This window comes from Psychromonas sp. B3M02, from assembly GCF_003318165.1.
GTDB lineage: Bacteria > Pseudomonadota > Gammaproteobacteria > Enterobacterales > Psychromonadaceae > Psychromonas.
The window spans coordinates 1-17,014 of record NZ_QOCB01000028.1; the positions used below are offsets into that span (position 1 = coordinate 1).

23 protein-coding genes are annotated in these 17,014 nt (G+C 33.1%); 6 read left to right on the top strand and 17 right to left on the bottom strand.

From position 1 onward, the window contains the following. The 16 genes from DS885_RS03745 to pilL2 form a co-directional block, all read right to left on the bottom strand. On the bottom strand, positions 1-785 hold a 785-nt coding region (locus DS885_RS03745), incomplete at its 3' end, for a TraC family protein (RefSeq protein ID WP_181817690.1). 122 nt (positions 786-907) lie between these two features. After that, positions 908-1,315, bottom strand: coding sequence for a TIGR03751 family conjugal transfer lipoprotein (locus DS885_RS03750; RefSeq protein WP_113818068.1), 408 nt, complete (start codon positions 1,313-1,315; stop codon positions 908-910). Between the two features lie 9 nt (positions 1,316-1,324). Further along, a complete protein-coding gene (locus DS885_RS03755) occupies positions 1,325-2,710 on the bottom strand; it encodes a TIGR03752 family integrating conjugative element protein (protein ID WP_113818069.1) in 1,386 nt (461 codons plus the stop codon). Next, positions 2,707-3,471 carry a DUF3438 family protein gene (locus DS885_RS03760; protein ID WP_113818070.1) on the bottom strand — a complete coding sequence of 255 codons (765 nt, stop codon included), beginning with the start codon at positions 3,469-3,471 and terminating at the stop codon, positions 2,707-2,709. Before DS885_RS03760 ends, DS885_RS03755 begins: the two co-directional genes overlap by 4 nt. 10 nt (positions 3,472-3,481) lie before the next feature. Beyond that, positions 3,482-4,117: a PFL_4703 family integrating conjugative element protein gene (locus DS885_RS03765; RefSeq protein ID WP_113818071.1), complete on the bottom strand. Its 636-nt coding sequence runs from the start codon at positions 4,115-4,117 to the stop codon at positions 3,482-3,484. A 3-nt stretch (positions 4,118-4,120) separates the two neighbouring features. After that, positions 4,121-4,471 carry a TIGR03750 family conjugal transfer protein gene (locus DS885_RS03770; protein ID WP_181817691.1) on the bottom strand — a complete coding sequence of 117 codons (351 nt, stop codon included), beginning with the start codon at positions 4,469-4,471 and terminating at the stop codon, positions 4,121-4,123. Between the two features lie 11 nt (positions 4,472-4,482). Beyond that, positions 4,483-4,872: a DUF2976 domain-containing protein gene (locus DS885_RS03775; RefSeq protein WP_113818073.1), complete on the bottom strand. Its 390-nt coding sequence runs from the start codon at positions 4,870-4,872 to the stop codon at positions 4,483-4,485. 12 nt (positions 4,873-4,884) lie between these two features. After that, positions 4,885-5,121 carry a TIGR03758 family integrating conjugative element protein gene (locus DS885_RS03780; RefSeq protein ID WP_113818074.1) on the bottom strand — a complete coding sequence of 79 codons (237 nt, stop codon included), beginning with the start codon at positions 5,119-5,121 and terminating at the stop codon, positions 4,885-4,887. Continuing rightward, positions 5,121-5,414: an integrative conjugative element protein, RAQPRD family gene (locus tag DS885_RS03785; RefSeq protein WP_113818075.1), complete on the bottom strand. Its 294-nt coding sequence runs from the start codon at positions 5,412-5,414 to the stop codon at positions 5,121-5,123. The genes DS885_RS03780 and DS885_RS03785 overlap by 1 nt, the downstream gene beginning before the upstream one ends. A gap of 94 nt (positions 5,415-5,508) precedes the next feature. Continuing rightward, complete coding sequence (locus DS885_RS03790) at positions 5,509-6,222, bottom strand: TIGR03747 family integrating conjugative element membrane protein (protein ID WP_113818076.1); 714 nt, start codon at positions 6,220-6,222, stop codon at positions 5,509-5,511. A 1-nt stretch (position 6,223) separates the two neighbouring features. Continuing rightward, positions 6,224-8,272 (bottom strand): type IV conjugative transfer system coupling protein TraD, encoded by a 2,049-nt coding sequence (traD, locus tag DS885_RS03795; protein ID WP_113818077.1) that lies wholly within the window; start codon positions 8,270-8,272, stop codon positions 6,224-6,226. Then, positions 8,272-8,763 carry a DUF2859 domain-containing protein gene (locus tag DS885_RS03800; RefSeq protein WP_113818078.1) on the bottom strand — a complete coding sequence of 164 codons (492 nt, stop codon included), beginning with the start codon at positions 8,761-8,763 and terminating at the stop codon, positions 8,272-8,274. The genes traD and DS885_RS03800 overlap by 1 nt, the downstream gene beginning before the upstream one ends. Continuing rightward, positions 8,760-9,305 (bottom strand): transglycosylase SLT domain-containing protein, encoded by a 546-nt coding sequence (locus tag DS885_RS03805; RefSeq protein ID WP_113818079.1) that lies wholly within the window; start codon positions 9,303-9,305, stop codon positions 8,760-8,762. Before DS885_RS03805 ends, DS885_RS03800 begins: the two co-directional genes overlap by 4 nt. Then, on the bottom strand, positions 9,256-9,978 hold the full coding sequence (locus DS885_RS03810; RefSeq protein ID WP_113818080.1) for a hypothetical protein: 723 nt from the start codon (positions 9,976-9,978) through the stop codon (positions 9,256-9,258). The genes DS885_RS03805 and DS885_RS03810 overlap by 50 nt, the downstream gene beginning before the upstream one ends. Beyond that, positions 9,975-10,616 carry a hypothetical protein gene (locus DS885_RS03815; protein WP_113818081.1) on the bottom strand — a complete coding sequence of 214 codons (642 nt, stop codon included), beginning with the start codon at positions 10,614-10,616 and terminating at the stop codon, positions 9,975-9,977. The genes DS885_RS03810 and DS885_RS03815 overlap by 4 nt, the downstream gene beginning before the upstream one ends. After that, positions 10,613-11,275: a PFGI-1 class ICE element type IV pilus protein PilL2 gene (pilL2, locus tag DS885_RS03820; protein WP_113818082.1), complete on the bottom strand. Its 663-nt coding sequence runs from the start codon at positions 11,273-11,275 to the stop codon at positions 10,613-10,615. The genes DS885_RS03815 and pilL2 overlap by 4 nt, the downstream gene beginning before the upstream one ends. Positions 11,276-11,644: 369 nt before the next feature. Between pilL2 and DS885_RS03825 the strand changes: the two genes are divergently transcribed. Then, positions 11,645-12,199, top strand: coding sequence for a DUF4468 domain-containing protein (locus DS885_RS03825; protein ID WP_113818083.1), 555 nt, complete (start codon positions 11,645-11,647; stop codon positions 12,197-12,199). 1,109 nt (positions 12,200-13,308) lie between these two features. Here the strand turns inward: DS885_RS03825 and DS885_RS03830 are convergent. Continuing rightward, the gene (locus tag DS885_RS03830; protein WP_113818084.1) at positions 13,309-13,722 is read right to left on the bottom strand and encodes a hypothetical protein; all 414 of its coding nucleotides are present in this window, start codon (positions 13,720-13,722) and stop codon (positions 13,309-13,311) included. A 168-nt stretch (positions 13,723-13,890) separates the two neighbouring features. Between DS885_RS03830 and DS885_RS03835 the strand changes: the two genes are divergently transcribed. From DS885_RS03835 to DS885_RS03855, 5 genes are all read left to right on the top strand, one after another. Continuing rightward, positions 13,891-14,667: a ParA family protein gene (locus DS885_RS03835; protein WP_113818085.1), complete on the top strand. Its 777-nt coding sequence runs from the start codon at positions 13,891-13,893 to the stop codon at positions 14,665-14,667. Then, entirely contained in the window at positions 14,660-15,082 is a 423-nt protein-coding gene (locus DS885_RS03840; RefSeq protein WP_113818086.1) for a hypothetical protein, read from the top strand. The genes DS885_RS03835 and DS885_RS03840 overlap by 8 nt, the downstream gene beginning before the upstream one ends. Before the next feature lie 66 nt (positions 15,083-15,148). After that, the gene (locus DS885_RS03845; RefSeq protein ID WP_113818087.1) at positions 15,149-16,027 is read left to right on the top strand and encodes a DNA cytosine methyltransferase; all 879 of its coding nucleotides are present in this window, start codon (positions 15,149-15,151) and stop codon (positions 16,025-16,027) included. Positions 16,028-16,125: 98 nt separating this feature from the next. Beyond that, entirely contained in the window at positions 16,126-16,551 is a 426-nt protein-coding gene (locus tag DS885_RS03850) for a PH domain-containing protein (protein WP_113818088.1), read from the top strand. 57 nt (positions 16,552-16,608) lie between these two features. Continuing rightward, complete coding sequence (locus DS885_RS03855) at positions 16,609-17,010, top strand: hypothetical protein (RefSeq protein WP_113818089.1); 402 nt, start codon at positions 16,609-16,611, stop codon at positions 17,008-17,010. Positions 17,011-17,014: the final 4 nt, after the last annotated feature.

Sequence of the window (17,014 nt, forward strand, 5' to 3'; positions counted from 1 at the left end):
GAATGAGGTTCATTCAAGAAAAGTAATTTAACTAAATCTGTTCCCCAGGGAAGGTTTTCATCACCAGGATATGGCACAGATTTTATTAGTTCATCAATCGAATCGTTATAATTGGTGGTGTCATTGAAAAAAGGAAGCATCCATTCGTACAACTCTTTTTGGCCATCTCTTTTGGCCTTTATGCCACTTCCGTTCAGGCCGTTGATTAAGGTTGTAGACACTTCTAATAATTCATTGACCGCAGTAATACCAATTTCTAAATCATTAACAGAAGATAATTTTCTATACATACAAAGCTTAACGTTGTAAGTTTTTGCAAACCAAGGGGAGTCAGTTATATCTTTGTCATAAAACAAGCCTTCTGGATTTGAAATTAAAGAAAAATGCTCTGCCATTCTCTTTAAAAAGTCTTGGGTTAGCTTTGTTTCTTTTAAATCGTCAGGAATATGTTCCGAGAGCCTTTTTTTTAAATCTCTTAAACTTTCTTCGTTATATACAAAAAATTGAAGAACAAAAGGCGGATCTAATTGGGGTACTGAATTTATGATTGTATTGATAGAATCGCTTATCTCTTCAAGATAGTTTTCAGGTCTAGCTTCACAAGATTTGGGCTGTATATCTATCAAGGTAGATACAGACTGTCCATCCTCAAGCATCCATATTTTGTTTTTAGGATCGTAATCTACCCAAGGTAAAAAATCATATACAGACCGACCGCCTTTATATAAAGATTTTTTTTCTTTTTTGGTAGCTGAAGATTGGGAATCAAGGAATTTTAAGAACATTGCACACCTCAAATTATAGATAGTTGAGATACTATCTATATTTAAGGTAAACCGAGCAAGATTAAACCGACATTACAAATTTTACGGTTTAAAGTAATAACTATAATGGATATGAAAGGAGGTTATCGCTCTCCTGGGATGGCCCATAGATCTTTATCTGACATTCTAAAAGGCACACTGTAGCCAGGAATAGGAATATTATCGCTGTTTAAATGAGGGAATACATACCCTACCAACATAGGGTTTTCTAGTTTTTTAAATAGCACCTTAGTTTCGTTATTCACATTTCTTGTATAACCTCTTAGGTCGTTCTCCTTTAACTCTCTTTTCTTTTTTGAGGTTTGTATATCTATATCACTTTCTTGATTGTTTATTTTTTCCGGTTCATTTTTTTCTGTCTCATTGAAAGAGCCATTGTAAATTTCTTTCATCGTCAAGCTATCAGGCTTAACGAAATCTTCTATTTTGGTTGCACAACCAAATAACAAAGGAGAAATTAAAAACAAAGAGTATTTTTTTAAGTGCGTCATAATATATCCCTAATCTAAGTTTGAGTTGCTTTTAACTTGATACTCATAGTTAACTTTTCTTGCGGCTTTATCGTAATCAATAAGAATATTTCTATTTAAATGAATGGAAACAGGGGAACCCGAAGGGGCTACAACTGCATCAAAACTATTTTCTTGTCTGGCGGCTAGCCAATCTGCCGAGCTAGTAAACATATCCGAAACAGCGTTACCTAATACATTTTTACCAACGTCCCCATCTATTACAGATAAAACTGAATTTGCAGATGTAGAAGAGTAAGTACTTGTTTGTGCTGCTGCATAAGCTTCTCCCGCGCTCGCTATTCCAGTTAATGAGGCTTGAATACCAAGGAACTCTGCTACATTAGAAACAAAGCTACCCATGATGCAAGGTAATCCATATCTATCTGTAATATAGGCCATATCTTCACCACTACCATTTCCGCTTTTTTCTCTATAAGTTACTTGCCTTCCGTCACTAAAAATAAATGTGTATGAATTTAATGTAGCTTTAACACAATTCAAGTTCATATCACCAGTGGCATAACCACTGAAAAACATACCCTCTACACCTGGTAAATCATATCCGTTGGCTAGTAAATTATCATTTCCAGTAATGAATTTAACTGGGTATGGATCAGGAACGACCCCATCAACAGGAATACGGCCAATCAAATAAGTGAGTGCTACGGAATTATATAAAATGGCATTATCCGATATGGTCATTGCAGGATCGGGCTTTTCTATTTTTTTTGTAACATTAGAAACACTCTTTTTTTGTAAACCCGGGGCTTTCTTATATTCAATTTCTACAGGCATAACCCACCCTTTATTCGGGTCATTCTTGTCATAAGTTTTCGAAGAGACGTTATTAGTTTTTGAATTTGGTATTTTGAATAGATTAGAAGCCAATCCGAGCCCATTTTCTAGTGAGTACTCCCCTTTCATTTCAAAAGGAGGGGGTGTTGTGGTTTGCTTTTTATTCTCGAAAGTAGGCTTAAAATCAACTTTGGCGGTTTCTGTAGGATGCGTTTTTTTTTCAAGAAAGCTTTTAGGTTCTTTTTTTACTTCTTTGGGGGTTTGAGTGGTTTTATTTTGTAGTATTTTCAGTGTTTTTTCACTTTGACTCTCAAGACTTGCTATTTTGGCCTTTAATCGTTCATTCTCCTTTAGAGCGTCTTTTGTTGTGTTAATGCTTTTTTGAACGGTTGCCTGTAACGCGGCATAACTGTCAGCAGTAGAATCACCGACCAAGCTTTCAGGCGTTATTGGTGTTGTATTGGTGTTATCTTGATCTACTTTATAAGTATTATCCTTTTGACCAGAAGAGTAATAAACAACGACAAAAAATATAAATACAAAAAATACACCTATGATGATTAAGCGGCTAGATTTCATAGTAAAGACTCCCAAAATGGACGGCTAGAAATAACATAAATAGTAGTAACGTTATTTTCAATATCACTTCGTTTACCTATCCATGAATGTTGCGCAGTTAAAAATAACCAATCACCACGGAAATGATATCTAGGATCAATAACCAGTTCTTTTTCATCAAGATTGGTAACTTCAATTGCAGTAACAAAATAACCATAACCTTTCCAAGCTGAAACGATTTTTGTTAAAGCATTAAAAGTGACAAAATAACTCGCATCACCTTTTTTTATCTTGATATTTCTGATCTCTTTTGATGTTGGTTTGTATCTTTCGGGGTAATAAAGGCTTACTGATGCATGTTGTGTTAATGCTATGTAGGCACCGCCTTCAGGTATTTTGGATAAAGGATTTTCACCTTTTGACTTTTCTGAAGGGGTAATAATTCGAACACTACGAGGTGAGTTAGAATTATTAGAAGAGACATTAAAAATATATATCTTTTCTGTAACTAAATCTTGAAAAAGAACTCTTCTTGATTGGAAGTCGGTCAATGCTTTAATAATAACTACGTTGTCCGTAGGCAAAACATCAATATACCCTCCAAAATCATCTTTTACCCTAACTTGATTCGGAAAGTAAATTACAGATTCTTTTGCTGTTGATATAATGATATCTACAGGTAAAGATGTGTAATAAACATCATCAATCGCTGTTTGATGCTTTTCTTCAGCAGATAAATATGTAGACGTAAAGAGTAGAATAATAATCCAAAAGTTTTTCATAATATTAACCTTATATACGATTATTTTTAATTAGTGTTGGTTCAGAATAAAAACAATCAAGAGCTAATCCTTGTGGGTTTAATTCTGAATCAATATTGAACTCAACAATTCTAAGGGGCCAAAGCACATCAATATCTTTAACTAGATCACCGTTGACATACTCTGTTATGTTTAAATACAGATCGGTATTCCAAACCCCTTTATCAATAATCGATGTTCTTTCACTTCCACTAAAACTAACGCCTGAGCTTTCCATTACGATTCTTGTTCTATTTTGTAATTGACCCTGGTTTTTTTTATTTTTTAAATCATTGCTTAGAAATCTTCTGCATTTTGGAGTTATATAATTTTGTAATGCGAGTATATTTTGTGAATATTCTGTACCTCCGTTAGAGGTCCAGTTATTTACTTTTTGAGTTATTGTTAATGAAAAGCTATAGACAAAAGCCGGGGGGACTTCCCAGGACTTTCTAGTCGTTCCTGCTCTAATGTCTGGCTCCAATCTAATAAGTACTTCTTCTTTAGCAATATCAATAGATCGGTTTAAGCCAAAGCAAAGAGCTATCAAAGACATTATTATTAATAAAAGAAAAATATTGATGTAACCAATGCTCTTTAGGGAGTTTGAAAATCTAAAGTTAGACATAATTTAATCCTTCGAAACTTTCCAAAAACCATCATGCTCAATAAAAAATCTTTTAGTGCTAAAAGAGCTTCTTTGTTTTTTTAAGTTATTTTTTAAAATAAAATAACCAACGGGCCTACCATTTTTTATATTACTCATGCGCTTGGTTAACCTCATAAATAATATCGCGGTTATTACTGGTGTGATGGCTAATATATAAGTGTAATTACCAAGGACCAGGGTTATAGCTAATGAAAGAGAAAAACCAATCAAAAGCGACACCCTGACGATGGAATAAATTTCAGGCCATGAACAACCACGCAGAATAACGGGTTGTTCATTTAACCTATTTGGAACAAATTGGGCGGTTTTCAAAATGCCGCCTTCTAAGCCCAAACATTGATTGTTTCATTACCAAGGTAAACGGTAACAACTAATAATAAAATTGATGCGATTGTATGAATACCAATTGCACCCCAGTTTGGTTTTTCAAGTTGTCTTTCAGCCAATACTTTTTGCAATAAGGCCCAAGCAACCCATAGAGTGGCACCACTCATTAGCACAAGAGGAGTCCAAACTAAAATATCTTTAATCCAACCAGTAAGAAAGGCAAAAGCCCCACCCCCTGACCCAACACCATCTGAGTTACTTTCAACGGTTGGGATAGCCGCTAGAGCTGTAGTTGTATATAAGCTAGCAGCCATTAAAGATGTTTTTAAAATAAAACCTTTAAGGTTAAATTTTCTTTTTGCTAAAAAATCCTTGATTGTTTTCATGATTATTTCCTTTTAATTTATAAGATAAGTTGTAACTAAAATAAGCAAAATTATTCCAATGATTGTATTGAAAAATTGTGCTGTATCGATTCTTTCTTTACTCCATGCCTTGTATGCAGCAACCACTATTATTATTGAAAAAATAAGGACTAAAGATATAAGGACTGAATTAAAGAAGATACTAGACTCAGCGAAAGAAGCCCCTGTTGCACTTTCAAAAGCAGCAGCTTGTTCTGACGTATAAGCCATTAGTGATAATCTCCATCAATAGGGGAAATATCATTAATTAATGAACGTGGGGAGCGATTAGGCATATCTAAATATTCCTGTATCCCTCCTTTTATTTTATTAAGGTCATCACTAAGCTGAGAGTATTTAAAGCTTGTTTTTTCATCCGTTCCCTTGGATAACTTTGCATTTAAAATAATTCTATCTATCTTATTTAATTCTCTTAGGTAATTTGATAATTCAATTCTTTCCTCATTTAAAGAAAAAGAAAAAGAAGAGAAAAATATTAAAGGGAGAACAATAAATAATTTCATAATAGATGCTCACTGTGTTTATGTTGGAGCAATAAAAACACAGTGAAACTAAGTAATAAAGATCAAACCGCCATTACGAAAAAGACGGTTTTTTTTATATGTATTTTTTGTATTTAGAGAAGAGTGTTCTGTATAAAACACACTGTATTATTATAGACGGTGCGAACATTATCATTGGGTTTATAGATGTCGGAAAAGATAGGTAAATAATAAATGGAGCTATGAAAAAAGGCATTACCATTGACTTAGCGCCATCAAAAACAGTAGAGCTTTCACGGCCTGCGCCAAACCTCCTTAAATCCCTTTCAACAAGGCCATCTACAAACCCCCATAGGAAAGCCATTAAAAATAGCGGTAAGGAAAAAAAGACTAAAAATAACCTTAATAGAAAAACCATTGAAATATTAAATGCTGCGGTAAAATAGGAGCTTACAGTGTTTGAAATTTCTGTGTTTGATGTATTGAAAATATCACCCGACATAGAATGTAAAAAAATAAAAAAAGATGAGAATGTTTGGAATATAAATTTTGCCGCTATGACAAATTTATTGAAAATCCAAAAAAAATAACTGCTTGTGTCATTACCTAGAAATATATTCTTTACTGAGTCATTTGCATAATTTAACTCTTCTGAAAGCATTATTTTAGAATGCTGAGGGCCGTTATTCCACCAAGAAAAGTAGATTCCTACCCATTCTATTATAACGCTAAAAATTAAACTGAAGAAAATCCAAAACAAAATATTAACTAGCAAAGTTATTGAGTTACCTACTAAACCTGGCTTTTTCCTTGCTTTTAATTCTGACATGTTAGCTTCTCTCTTTTTGCCAATTAAAATCTAATTTATAGGCTTCCTTCATTTTAAAAAGCACTTCGTTTAAAGATTCTGGTAATGCTTCTAAATCAATTTTAGATGGCATTGGTGATCTGAGTTTGTAAAGTTGATTACCTTCCTTTAAACAATAGCTTTGCCCTTTAGGTAGCCCTGCAAAATCAGAGAACTGCAACATATCAACGCGTTCGTTAGATGTTCTATCTTCATTGCTTGAAAGAAACCCTACTTTATCGTCTTCTTTTGCTCTATCTGAAGCTCCTGATACCGCCATAATTGTTGAGACATTCACTTTAGGTAATTTCTTGATTACTATGTCTGCGGTCTTTTCATCTTGAATCCTCATTAACTCGGTCGTGCTTAAATTTGTCATTACTTGATTGGCTTTAGCTTCACTACCAAGTTTTACCTCTATATCGCCAAAACTTTGAGTGTAGAGAACTAATTGAAAATTAGCGCCACCACCTTTGTTAGCCAGTGGAATAAATTTAGATCCTATTAAGTCGGAAAATTCATCGCCATGAAAAATTATGTTTCTTTTTACTGGCTCAGAAAAAGGTGTCTCAGCATTAATGTCATGCTTATAAATATAACTAGCTAATGAGGTGAGAGCTGAAAATGTGCTTTCTGCTACAGCGCTTGCTGTTTCTGTGTCAGTTAAAGCGTCAAAACCTAAATAAACAATCCCCCCTCTTTTGTAAATATCTAACCAATCAAGAAAGGGTTTGTTTTTATCCGTAGATTGGCCTGAAAGCAACTCCCCAACTTTTCCAGATGTAACTTTTTCTAAAAAAGGTTGAATTGCTGAGGATATTTTTGCGAAATGTTGTGGGTCTAATTGATAAATATAAATCAAATCTTCTAAAGTACTGTCGTCTATCTCCATTTCTCTTATCAAAGCGCAATAAGCATTGGTTTCTTTATTTTGGTAACTTCCAGACTTGGTTTTTTGTTTTGATTCGTTATCTAAAATAGAGTTAAGTTGATCCTGGTAATCTATTTTATTTACAGACATATATTTTTTAATATATTTAATAAGTACCATATCTGGTCTTTTAAAAGCTTGCTTTACCTTTTTATAGCTACTGGTTTCACCATAAAAAAATAACGCTTTTGAGAATGTGTTGGTAAACTGCCATGCGAAATCTTTGAAAGCTTTGGCACTACCATCTTCAGGTAAAGAGCCTGTTACCCTAGTAGACAATTCAGTTATACGAGTAAATGAATCTAAAGGGTTATAGCAACAAGATATTTCAGGGAATCCTAAATGAAAAATCATAAGTTCAGATAACCTTCCTGCGGCAACGGCTTCCGCATATACCCTTTTTAATAAATCAGCATCGCCCTTGGGGTCTGCTATGATTACTAAATCATTTTTGTTACGTCTAATATCTTGGGATATATAAGTTTCTGCTTTCCTAGATTTACCTGTTCTAGTTGTTCCGACCACTATGTGGTGACCATATCTATTACTTATTTTCATAAGTATATTTTCTTCATTTTCCATTCCGACACCATGCAACCTAGAATCTCCTCCCACATCAGGGTATGGCCTAAAAATATTAAAAATAGAATCTGCTCTTAGTAGTTTAGAAATGAAATCACATTTTGTTTTTTCTAACTTATATTCAATTTTTCTCGCGTAAGAGTATGGCTTTGGTAGTTTTGAGTATGATTCATTTCGTCTTTCTCTAGCGCAATATAGCCGCTCAGTATGTAGTTCAGTCCAAAGAAACCCTTTCCCCATAAATAAATAATTTTCAGAAGGCTTTATTTTAGATAAAGGCAAGCTGTACCTGGGCAGCCTAATTAAACATCTTTGGTATTTTAAAATTGAAATCCCTTGATGAAGGCGAATGGTTCCTGCAATAAAAAACATAAAAGAAAACGAATACCCAACCAAAGGGGACATTGATAAATGGCTCGGTGATAGCAAACAAACAGCGGCAATAAGATACGAAGCCACCGTTGAATGCAATTCTATTGCAGGGCGCAATAAGTTCTCTCTTTCATATTTTATTTTCATTATTGTTCTATCGCTCTACTGTGAATGTAAGCAGGATATTTATTGTGGGATAATATTTCGGTTAATTTATTCAGACTAGCGGCCTGAACCACAATAGGGTAAATGGCACTTTTGAAGGTGTAATAATCATCATAAGAAGGGCAATTAACGACAAAGCCTAATGCCTTTTTATCTTCTATTAATGGTTTTCTAAAGTTAACCCAATCTAGTGATTGAGGGTCGCAACCAACTATAAATATTGGGCTAACCATATCGGGGAAATTAATTGCTTTTGAGCTGAATGTAGCAAGTTCCCATTGATCTGAAATGATAGGGAATTGGGATGATAAGACTTCTATGGGGTCACTATTAGCAACTCTTATATTTGAACTTGAATCGACTTTGAAAGGGTTTTTTATATTCGTAGCTTTTCCGGTGTCATAAAGAACAGTTGTGTTCGACAAAGATTGAAACGAAATTAAAGAAAATAAAAAGAATATTATATTTTTCATTTTTGCACCTTTTTCAATATGGCATATACGCTTTTTCTATAAGATTCGGCTAATTTTTTGGTGCCAGGACTATGGTATCTGCCAGTGGCTTCATACCATCCATTTGTCTTACTACGCTTTCTTTCTGTTGTTAATATAATTGCGGCAGCATTCATATTATTTATTGGGTCTAAAGCCTGCTCTGGTGATGTGAACTTATCGTAGTGAGATTGCCAATGAATTTGAAATAAACCTATATCAACACTGCATTTGTCTAATAAGGCTTTTTTTAAAGCATCGGCAGCCTCTTTTTGAGAGTTGAAATATTTACCCTTACCACAAATATTTAAAGTCCAGGGCCAAGGTAAACCAATCTTTGGTCTTCTACTTTCCTGCATCGCTATTGAATAATATAACTCTTCAGGTATTTGATAATGAGCTGCTATTTTTTTATAGAAAGGCGGTATTTCAACCGCTTTTATATATGAAGAAAACAAAACAAAAAAAGAGATATTAATTAACAAAGTCGAATAATAGATCATCCCGCGATATGTAAATTGCATAGTCTTTGTCTCCTTGAATTATTTTCATTATTTCAGGCATTATATTTAAAGTTACCTTTCCTAGTTGAACGTCTTTAACTTTGATGTTGCTTTTGTTGGCCCAAGCGTTTAATTCATCTTCATTTAAATCGGATACATATATATCGGTTGGGTTTTTAGGAAAGTTAGCGGTTGTTATTAAGTCGTTAAGTAACTTTCCTGAACAATCAGCGCAGTCAGGACTAATAAAAACAACAAACCGATCTGTTGGTTTAATATAGTTTTCGTTATTTTCAAATAACAAGCCTGTGTTGATAATCGGTTGGGGATATTTTTGATTAAATATTTCTCTGTAAAGTTGTGACGTAGCCAAGTCTTTTTCTGTACTGTCATAAACTAAGTCCGCGTAGATAGATAAATAATGCTTTTTTTCATCTAAGTCTTCAGCCTCTAAAGCTAACGCTAAAGGTGGTGCTATACCTGGAGAGAAAGTACCTCTTGGCCCATTAACAACTTTTTGGTATTTTTCCATATCAGATATAGTTAAACCCCAGGCGTTTTTTGTACTTTTGTTTACGGAGTGTTGGGGTACTTCTATGCTTGAATTTTTAAGGGTCAATTCTTCTGTTTTTGTCGTAGCAGAAAAAGCATTTAAGCTAAAAGCTAGTGATAACGTAAATATTAATATTTTCATAAACTAACACTCTCTATTTTCCCTGATGCATGAATAAAAGTTACTGTATTTAAATCTATGCTTAGTACCCCCCAACCGTCACCAATTCCTTCTTTTTCTGTTACTGTCTTATATCCATTTTTAGCTGAATAAATAACAGCCACATAAGAGGAACCCCACTTGTTTATGTTTGAAACTGAAATTTTTGGTGAAGGAGTGATAATTTTTTTTCTTTTGGGTTTTGCTTTTGTTGCTGTATTGATTTTATGTTTAATATTTACTTCTTTTTTTACACTTAATGATTCTATTTTCTTTAATCTATCTAAAACGGAATTTAATGATTCATCGATAATTTTAATATCGTTTTCAGTGTTTTTTTGGGCTTCATTTAAAGGTTGGTACTTTGAATTAACTTCATTTCTTAATTCAGTTATTTCATCGCGAATAGACTGTATTGCTAAATTATTACCTTCTAATTTACTTTTAAATGAATAGATTAAAGAATTTAAGTTTTCTTGCTTGGTGGTTAGATTTAAAACTTGTTGTTGAAGTTCGTTAAATGATTTTTGAGAAGCGAATTGTGTCTTTGGCTCCTCTTTAGAGCAGCCGGTTATTAGGGAGCTAAGTAATAATGATGCGATAAGCGTGGAATTTTTCATGATAAAGGCACTCCAATTACAGATCCTGAAATTAAATGATTAGGATTGTTATTGATAAATGCTGATGGGTTCGTATCTACAATATGGTTTATAATTTTAGGGTTATAACCAATTCCAAGATTGATTAATATTTTTGATATAGAGTCACCACTTTTTACAGTGTAAGTAACTATCTTTTTATAATTATTGGCAATAGGAGTTATCGCTGTTTTATTTCTGAGCCATGATTTTTTATATAAAGCTACATTGACCGTATTAATTGATTTACTAGAAGACTTAAAGCTTAGTAACCTTAGTCCCTCATCGTAAACTGGTGTAAACCCACTTCCTGATAAAGTCTTTATTGCATCATCAAGTGTCATAACGCCTAATTTTTTGTGAATTTCGGGTAACGGCATTTCAAATAAAATATAAGAAATATCATTATCGCTTAAACTGAATCTGTAGCCTGAAGGTGCAATTAATAGTTTTAATGCTTCACCAACTTTGGTTATTTGAGGTGGAAATTCAAAATCAACAACAACAAGTAAAGGATTTAGCTGTTGTTGAGTCGGTGTAATGGACACGTTTGTATAACGGCCTAATTGTTTATATTCATTTGCATTGGTTTTAGGTAAAAAAAACAAAACCATAACCAATATTGGTATTAATGCTTTCATGCTGTAATCCCCTCTAATCCATTTAAATAGCTAACTTCGAAGTAGTTTTATAGATATGTTTATTACTAGCAACGTTAATGCGTAAATTAAAAAAAGACGGTTTCTTTGATTAACTGAACTGGTTTTAAAAGGTTATTGCTTTATTGTTATCAGCACAGGGTAATTTATAAGTTGTTATTTCTTATCCTGTGTAACAAGTCTTTGTATGTAACGAACATATAGAAGTATGTAGGTGGTTTTTTGTAGCTTAATTGTCAAATAAAAGAGAAGTTATAATGTGAAAGGAGATCTATTTTAGGACATTTTAGTTTTTTTAAAAATTTTCTAAAGTAGATTAAACAAGCAGAGCGCGTTAGGGGTTTCCTGGGAATGAGTGAAGCCGAGGCGATTAAAAAGAGTAAATTGAAAAAAAAGGATAATGTGATGATTTATAAAATAAAATTTATATCTATGGCAACCCTGTTGTTTTTATTGGTTGGATGCGCCATTACTTCGGAGAAAGCTAGCGAATCAGATAAAGAAGAAATAAAGATAATAGAAGTACCTGGTAAAAGTCGCGATGAATTATATTCAAAAGTTAATACATGGTTTATTGATACATTTAGTTCTTCTGGCTCAGAAATTCAACTTAAAGATAAAAATATGGGTAAGATTATTGGCTTGTATAGCCACCTTTATAAAGACGGGCTTTATCAATATCACGTTAAGTCCTTAGTTTCAGTGGAAGTAAAAGAAGGTAAGGTTAGGATTAAAATCTATAATCCGATGTATGCAGTTATAGGTGATTCGTTGAATGGGTTATATAAAAAGGCTTCTAAATATAAGACTGATTTTAATCTTGAAGAAATGAAGAAAACACATGAACAATGGAGTTTATTGATTAATTCTCTATCTGAAAAGTTGAAAGAAAATGATCAATGGTAAAAGTCCCTCAACTACGGGCACATTTGCTGCGCAAATCGCATTAATAAACCGTTGATAACAAAAATACGTTACCAACCGCTTGTTAACACTTGCACACGTAGTCACTCCTTAATTTATAGATTTTTATTTTTGATCTGAAAATATGCAAAAAAATTGGAAACTAAGTAAACTAATTACAGAATAATTAGCTTACTTACGTTTATCCTATCTCAACAAAAGATATGTCAAAATCAAAATACAAAGAGAAAAAAACTTACCTTTACTCATTTTATTAATTAAAGTGATTAAGCTAATTAAGTCTTTCATATTTTACCTCCTTTTTTTTAAAAAAGTTTATAGGAGGCCCTGCACTCAATATTGAAATGCATTTATTACTAATTTAATGTAGTATAGAAGTCGTCTACTACTTGCATATACTCTTTAAATTATAATTTTTAGGGCCTATTGCTTTGAAATTTGGTAGTCGTCTTTAAGGCGGCCTACCAAAATTTCATTCTAAAATTATCTTCATCAATTCATATCCCCCCCTTTTTTTATTAAAAAATAAACATCTAATATAATTATACCATTGAAACCACTATTCTTACTAATGAAAGAATCAAAACACCCTCTGTAACCTCCAAAATAAGATTGTGAGAGCATTTCGCTGTATGTTACTAACTAACATAAGTGTCAGTAAGCGGCCCTTTAAAGGTATCTTTATGCTCCAATATGGGCCATATAATGCAAAAATATACATTACGGCCAGTTTAATGATTTACGTGGAATGGATCACTTGTTAATTTTTATTTTTTACTTATTTATATTTAATTTTAATTATTAGTATTTTTTAGATTGAAAATCAGTAAAAGAATCATCATTACAATTTTCAATCTGTTTAGTTGGGAAGGGTTGATCTTATTGGCTTCTTTATGTTCGCTCTAGGATAAATAAAACAAGCCAAGGCTGTAATTGAAAATGTAATGGATTATTTTGTAGATGAGTGGATATGACTTTGTTTAAATTGGCCTTGGAATAAGCGCCCCTTTAAAAATAAGTTACAGTGTAACTTTAGATGAGTAGTTTATGTATCATCATTAGCTCTCAGATGCTTTTTATAGCTATAAAAATTAATCTTCATTCTCTTGCGACGCAGAATTAAACATATTGTTAAATTCTTTGTGGATTAAATTATTAATAAAATCGACTGTAGTTTGATCTGTGTGTACTAGCATTCTATTCAACCTATTTTTATTTTCACCTTGTAGCTCGACTTGTAATCTATTCTTTCCATCCCTAGTTCTTGCTACTCGAAGTGAAATAATTAGTTTTTTTAAACCTACTTTAGAAAGATAGATACTAACAAAGTGCTCTATGTCTGAATTACTAACAATGTAATTGCCCTTTAATTTCTCGTAAGCTCTTTGTGCTACTTTGATATTTAAAAAAGACTTGCCTCCTTCGTTAGCAAAATCAGCCATTTGATTATCAATCCATTTCAACTGTCTTTCGTGAGCAGTTTGTAACAATTCATTTTTTTTCATAGCAGTTCTCCATTTTAATTACACTGTAACTTTTTAAGGTGGAAAAGTAAAGTTACAGTGTAATAATCATGTATAGCATTTATGATATACAAAGTTGTTGACTGTTTTGATTTTCATGTATAGCATTGAGGATATACATTGTTTTAAACATTTATAAAGGAGGTATTTATGGCTCGCATAATAATGATAGGAAACAGAAAAGGTGGGGTGCTTAAAACCACCACAACAGTAAACCTTGGTTACGAACTAAGTAAATTAGGGAAGAAGGTATTGGTTATAGATTTTGATAGCCAAGCTGATGCTACAAAGTTTTTTACTAGCACTGATAAAGAATTTTATATTGGAAATGCATTACTAGACAGAAAGTTTGATATCGAAAAAACAATCTATAAGGCAGAAATAAAAGACACAGAGCAGGACAACTTACATTTTATTCCAAGTAGGGGGGGTGATGTAATGACAAAGCTAGATATAGATATGATCTCATTGCCAAGACGTGAGGAGAGGTTGAAACTTCAGTTAGAAAAAATCGCAAATAAATATGATTACATTTTAATTGATACTAACCCTGGCACCTCAGTTCTTGGCCTTAATGCTGTAATGGCGGCAACAGAATACATCTTTCCTACTGAATATAAAGAGCATTCGCTAGATGGGGTTGAAACTCTTTTAGAGCATATTCAAGACGTTAAATTTATAGAGGAAGATGAAATTAAATTTTTAGTTGTTCCAAGTAAAATAGCAAAATCTGAAAAGAGAGCTATTGCATATGGAGAGGGATATTTAAAAAGTAGATGGGTAGAAAATACATCAAAAACAACTATATGGGCGCGTAGTTTGTTCACTGAAGCTGAATTTGAACATGAACCGGCATCTATAACTAACCCAGGTCATGTTGCTGCTAGTTTTTATAAAAAATTAGCTATGGAGGTCGATAATGCTTAATCCTGAAGAATTAGCTTTGCTTAATGAACTTAAAGAGAAAATAAAACTTACCCCACAAGAAAAAGCACAAATTAAAGCTTTAGAGAGAAAAAATAAAAAAACTAATAGAAATGCTGCTGAAGATAGAGGGGTACAAAGAAACAATGTTTTTTCTACGGAAAGCACAACAAAGGTGAATCCTATCCCAATCAGGTTTTTGGCTATTGAGCGCAACGGTTTAACCAATAGAGGTAATGCGATCAAAGATAATAGCTTAGATGATATTTTCGATATATTGGGCCCTAACGGGAAAAGAGATATTAACGAAACAAAGCTCATTAGGGCGGCTGTTTATCTTCTTAAAGAAAGAAGCGATATAGAAATATTAAAGGCCATTAAAGCAGTCCAGTTGCAGATGTACAAAGGAAAGTCTTAATGTATATCATTGTTGTTATACATTAGTTTTGCGTTCACACAATCGATTTAAATAAGGAAGGCGAAAATGATATCAATTCATAGTTTTTTTTGTGGAGCGGGTTTGTTTGATTACGGGCTATTAGAGTCAGGATTGGATATAACAAAAGCTTTTGAAATCGATGTGAATGCCTGTAAAACCTATAAGGAAAACATAGGGGATAATATAGATCAGTGTGATATATCCAAAAAATTAGTGTTAGGTGGTGAAGAAAGTCATGGGATGGTTTTTACTTACCCTTGTACCAAATACAGTACTATTGCATCGGTTCATGGCAATAGGAATGGGGACGAGTTGTTTTTACATGCTCTACGTCATCTCGCTTTAGCCCGTCCCGAATTTTATATTGTTGAGAATGTCCCTGGAATGTCAGCTTTCCCTATTGTGATGGAGGCTATGACTAAGATGCCCGATTATTATGTTAATGTTTTTTGCCCTGTTCAGGCTCAATTATGGCTCCCACAGCACAGAAATAGGCTGATCATCGTTGGAACAAAAAGAAGATTTAGCATAAGGCCGCCTAAAAATGCAAAAGCTATAAAATTATCCGAGATATTGGAGAAAGACCCTATTGTGAAATTACCGAAAGCTCTTTATCAACGAATGAACGGTGCATATAGGGATTTACCTATCATTTCAGATCCATCCAAGGGGGATATTGCTCCTACTGCATTAGCGCATTATAGTCGTGATCGCTCTACTCGTGTTGTTGTAGATAAAAAATTTCCTATGGGTGTTAGACCATACACTGTTCGTGAATACGCTAGGTTGCAAGGAGTAAGTGATTCTTTTGTTTTTCCTGTCCCTGATACTGAAGCATTTAAGCAAATTGGTAATGGTGTTCCTCCTCAATTTGGCCATTGGGTAGGGAATGAAATGATCCGCTACATGAAAAAATCTAGTTAGGTTATAAATTAACCGGATAAATTATAAATCCAGTTTTAACTCTTAGTAATTATTTAAAGGTGCTAAAAGTAATCATCTATAGTGAATAGGGGGTTACGATGTTAAATAGTGAAGAAAAAGTATGGGCAGATAGTCCATCACAAATAATTAATTTGGGTTCGTTTATTTTTCTCTTTTTGTTTTTTTGGCTTGTAATTCCGCTCTTTATTATAGTGTGGAAGTACTTATCTATAAAGTGTACTCGTTATGAATTAACTAACGAACGACTTAAAGTTAAATCGGGTATATTGAATAAAAAAATAGATGAACTTGAATTATATAGAGTAAAGGATTACAGGTTAGAAAAACCATTTTTCCTTAGATTGTTTTCAAAAGGTAACATAATTTTAGATACCTCAGACAAAACACATCCCACCCTTATTTTAAGGGCCATTTCAAATAGCGAAGAGCTATGTGACATACTTAGAACTAACGTTGAGTATAGCCGTAAAAAAACAGGTGTAAGAGAAGTTTCAGTGGATTAATCATGCTCACCTTAAAGTTTTTCAGGTTTTATGTAGCGATATAAAAAGGGCTTTGTTATGGATTATATAAGTCTAGTTATTAGAGAAATTGTTGAAGACTACCAAAAGATAAATAACGAAAAGGCTTTACACTTTATTAATTCAAACCCTGATTTAAAATTAGTCAGCAGCGGAAAAATAAAACCTCAGATCAGCTTTATCTATGATTTTTGTAAGGCTTTATCTATTGTCCCTTCTGCTTTTTTTTTAAAAGTAGAGAAAAGCAAAAGGGCCTGGATGGAGGGTTTAGCCGATCAAGAGATAGAACTTTTGGAAGAGTATAAATTGACTGACCCATTCAATGTTTTAAGGGAAATAAATAATTCGGGAATTAAAATCTTAGATAATCGCTTTACTGATGATCTAATGCTAGAGATTTGCATTAGATTGAACGTAGATATTTATATTGATTTTAAATAATGTA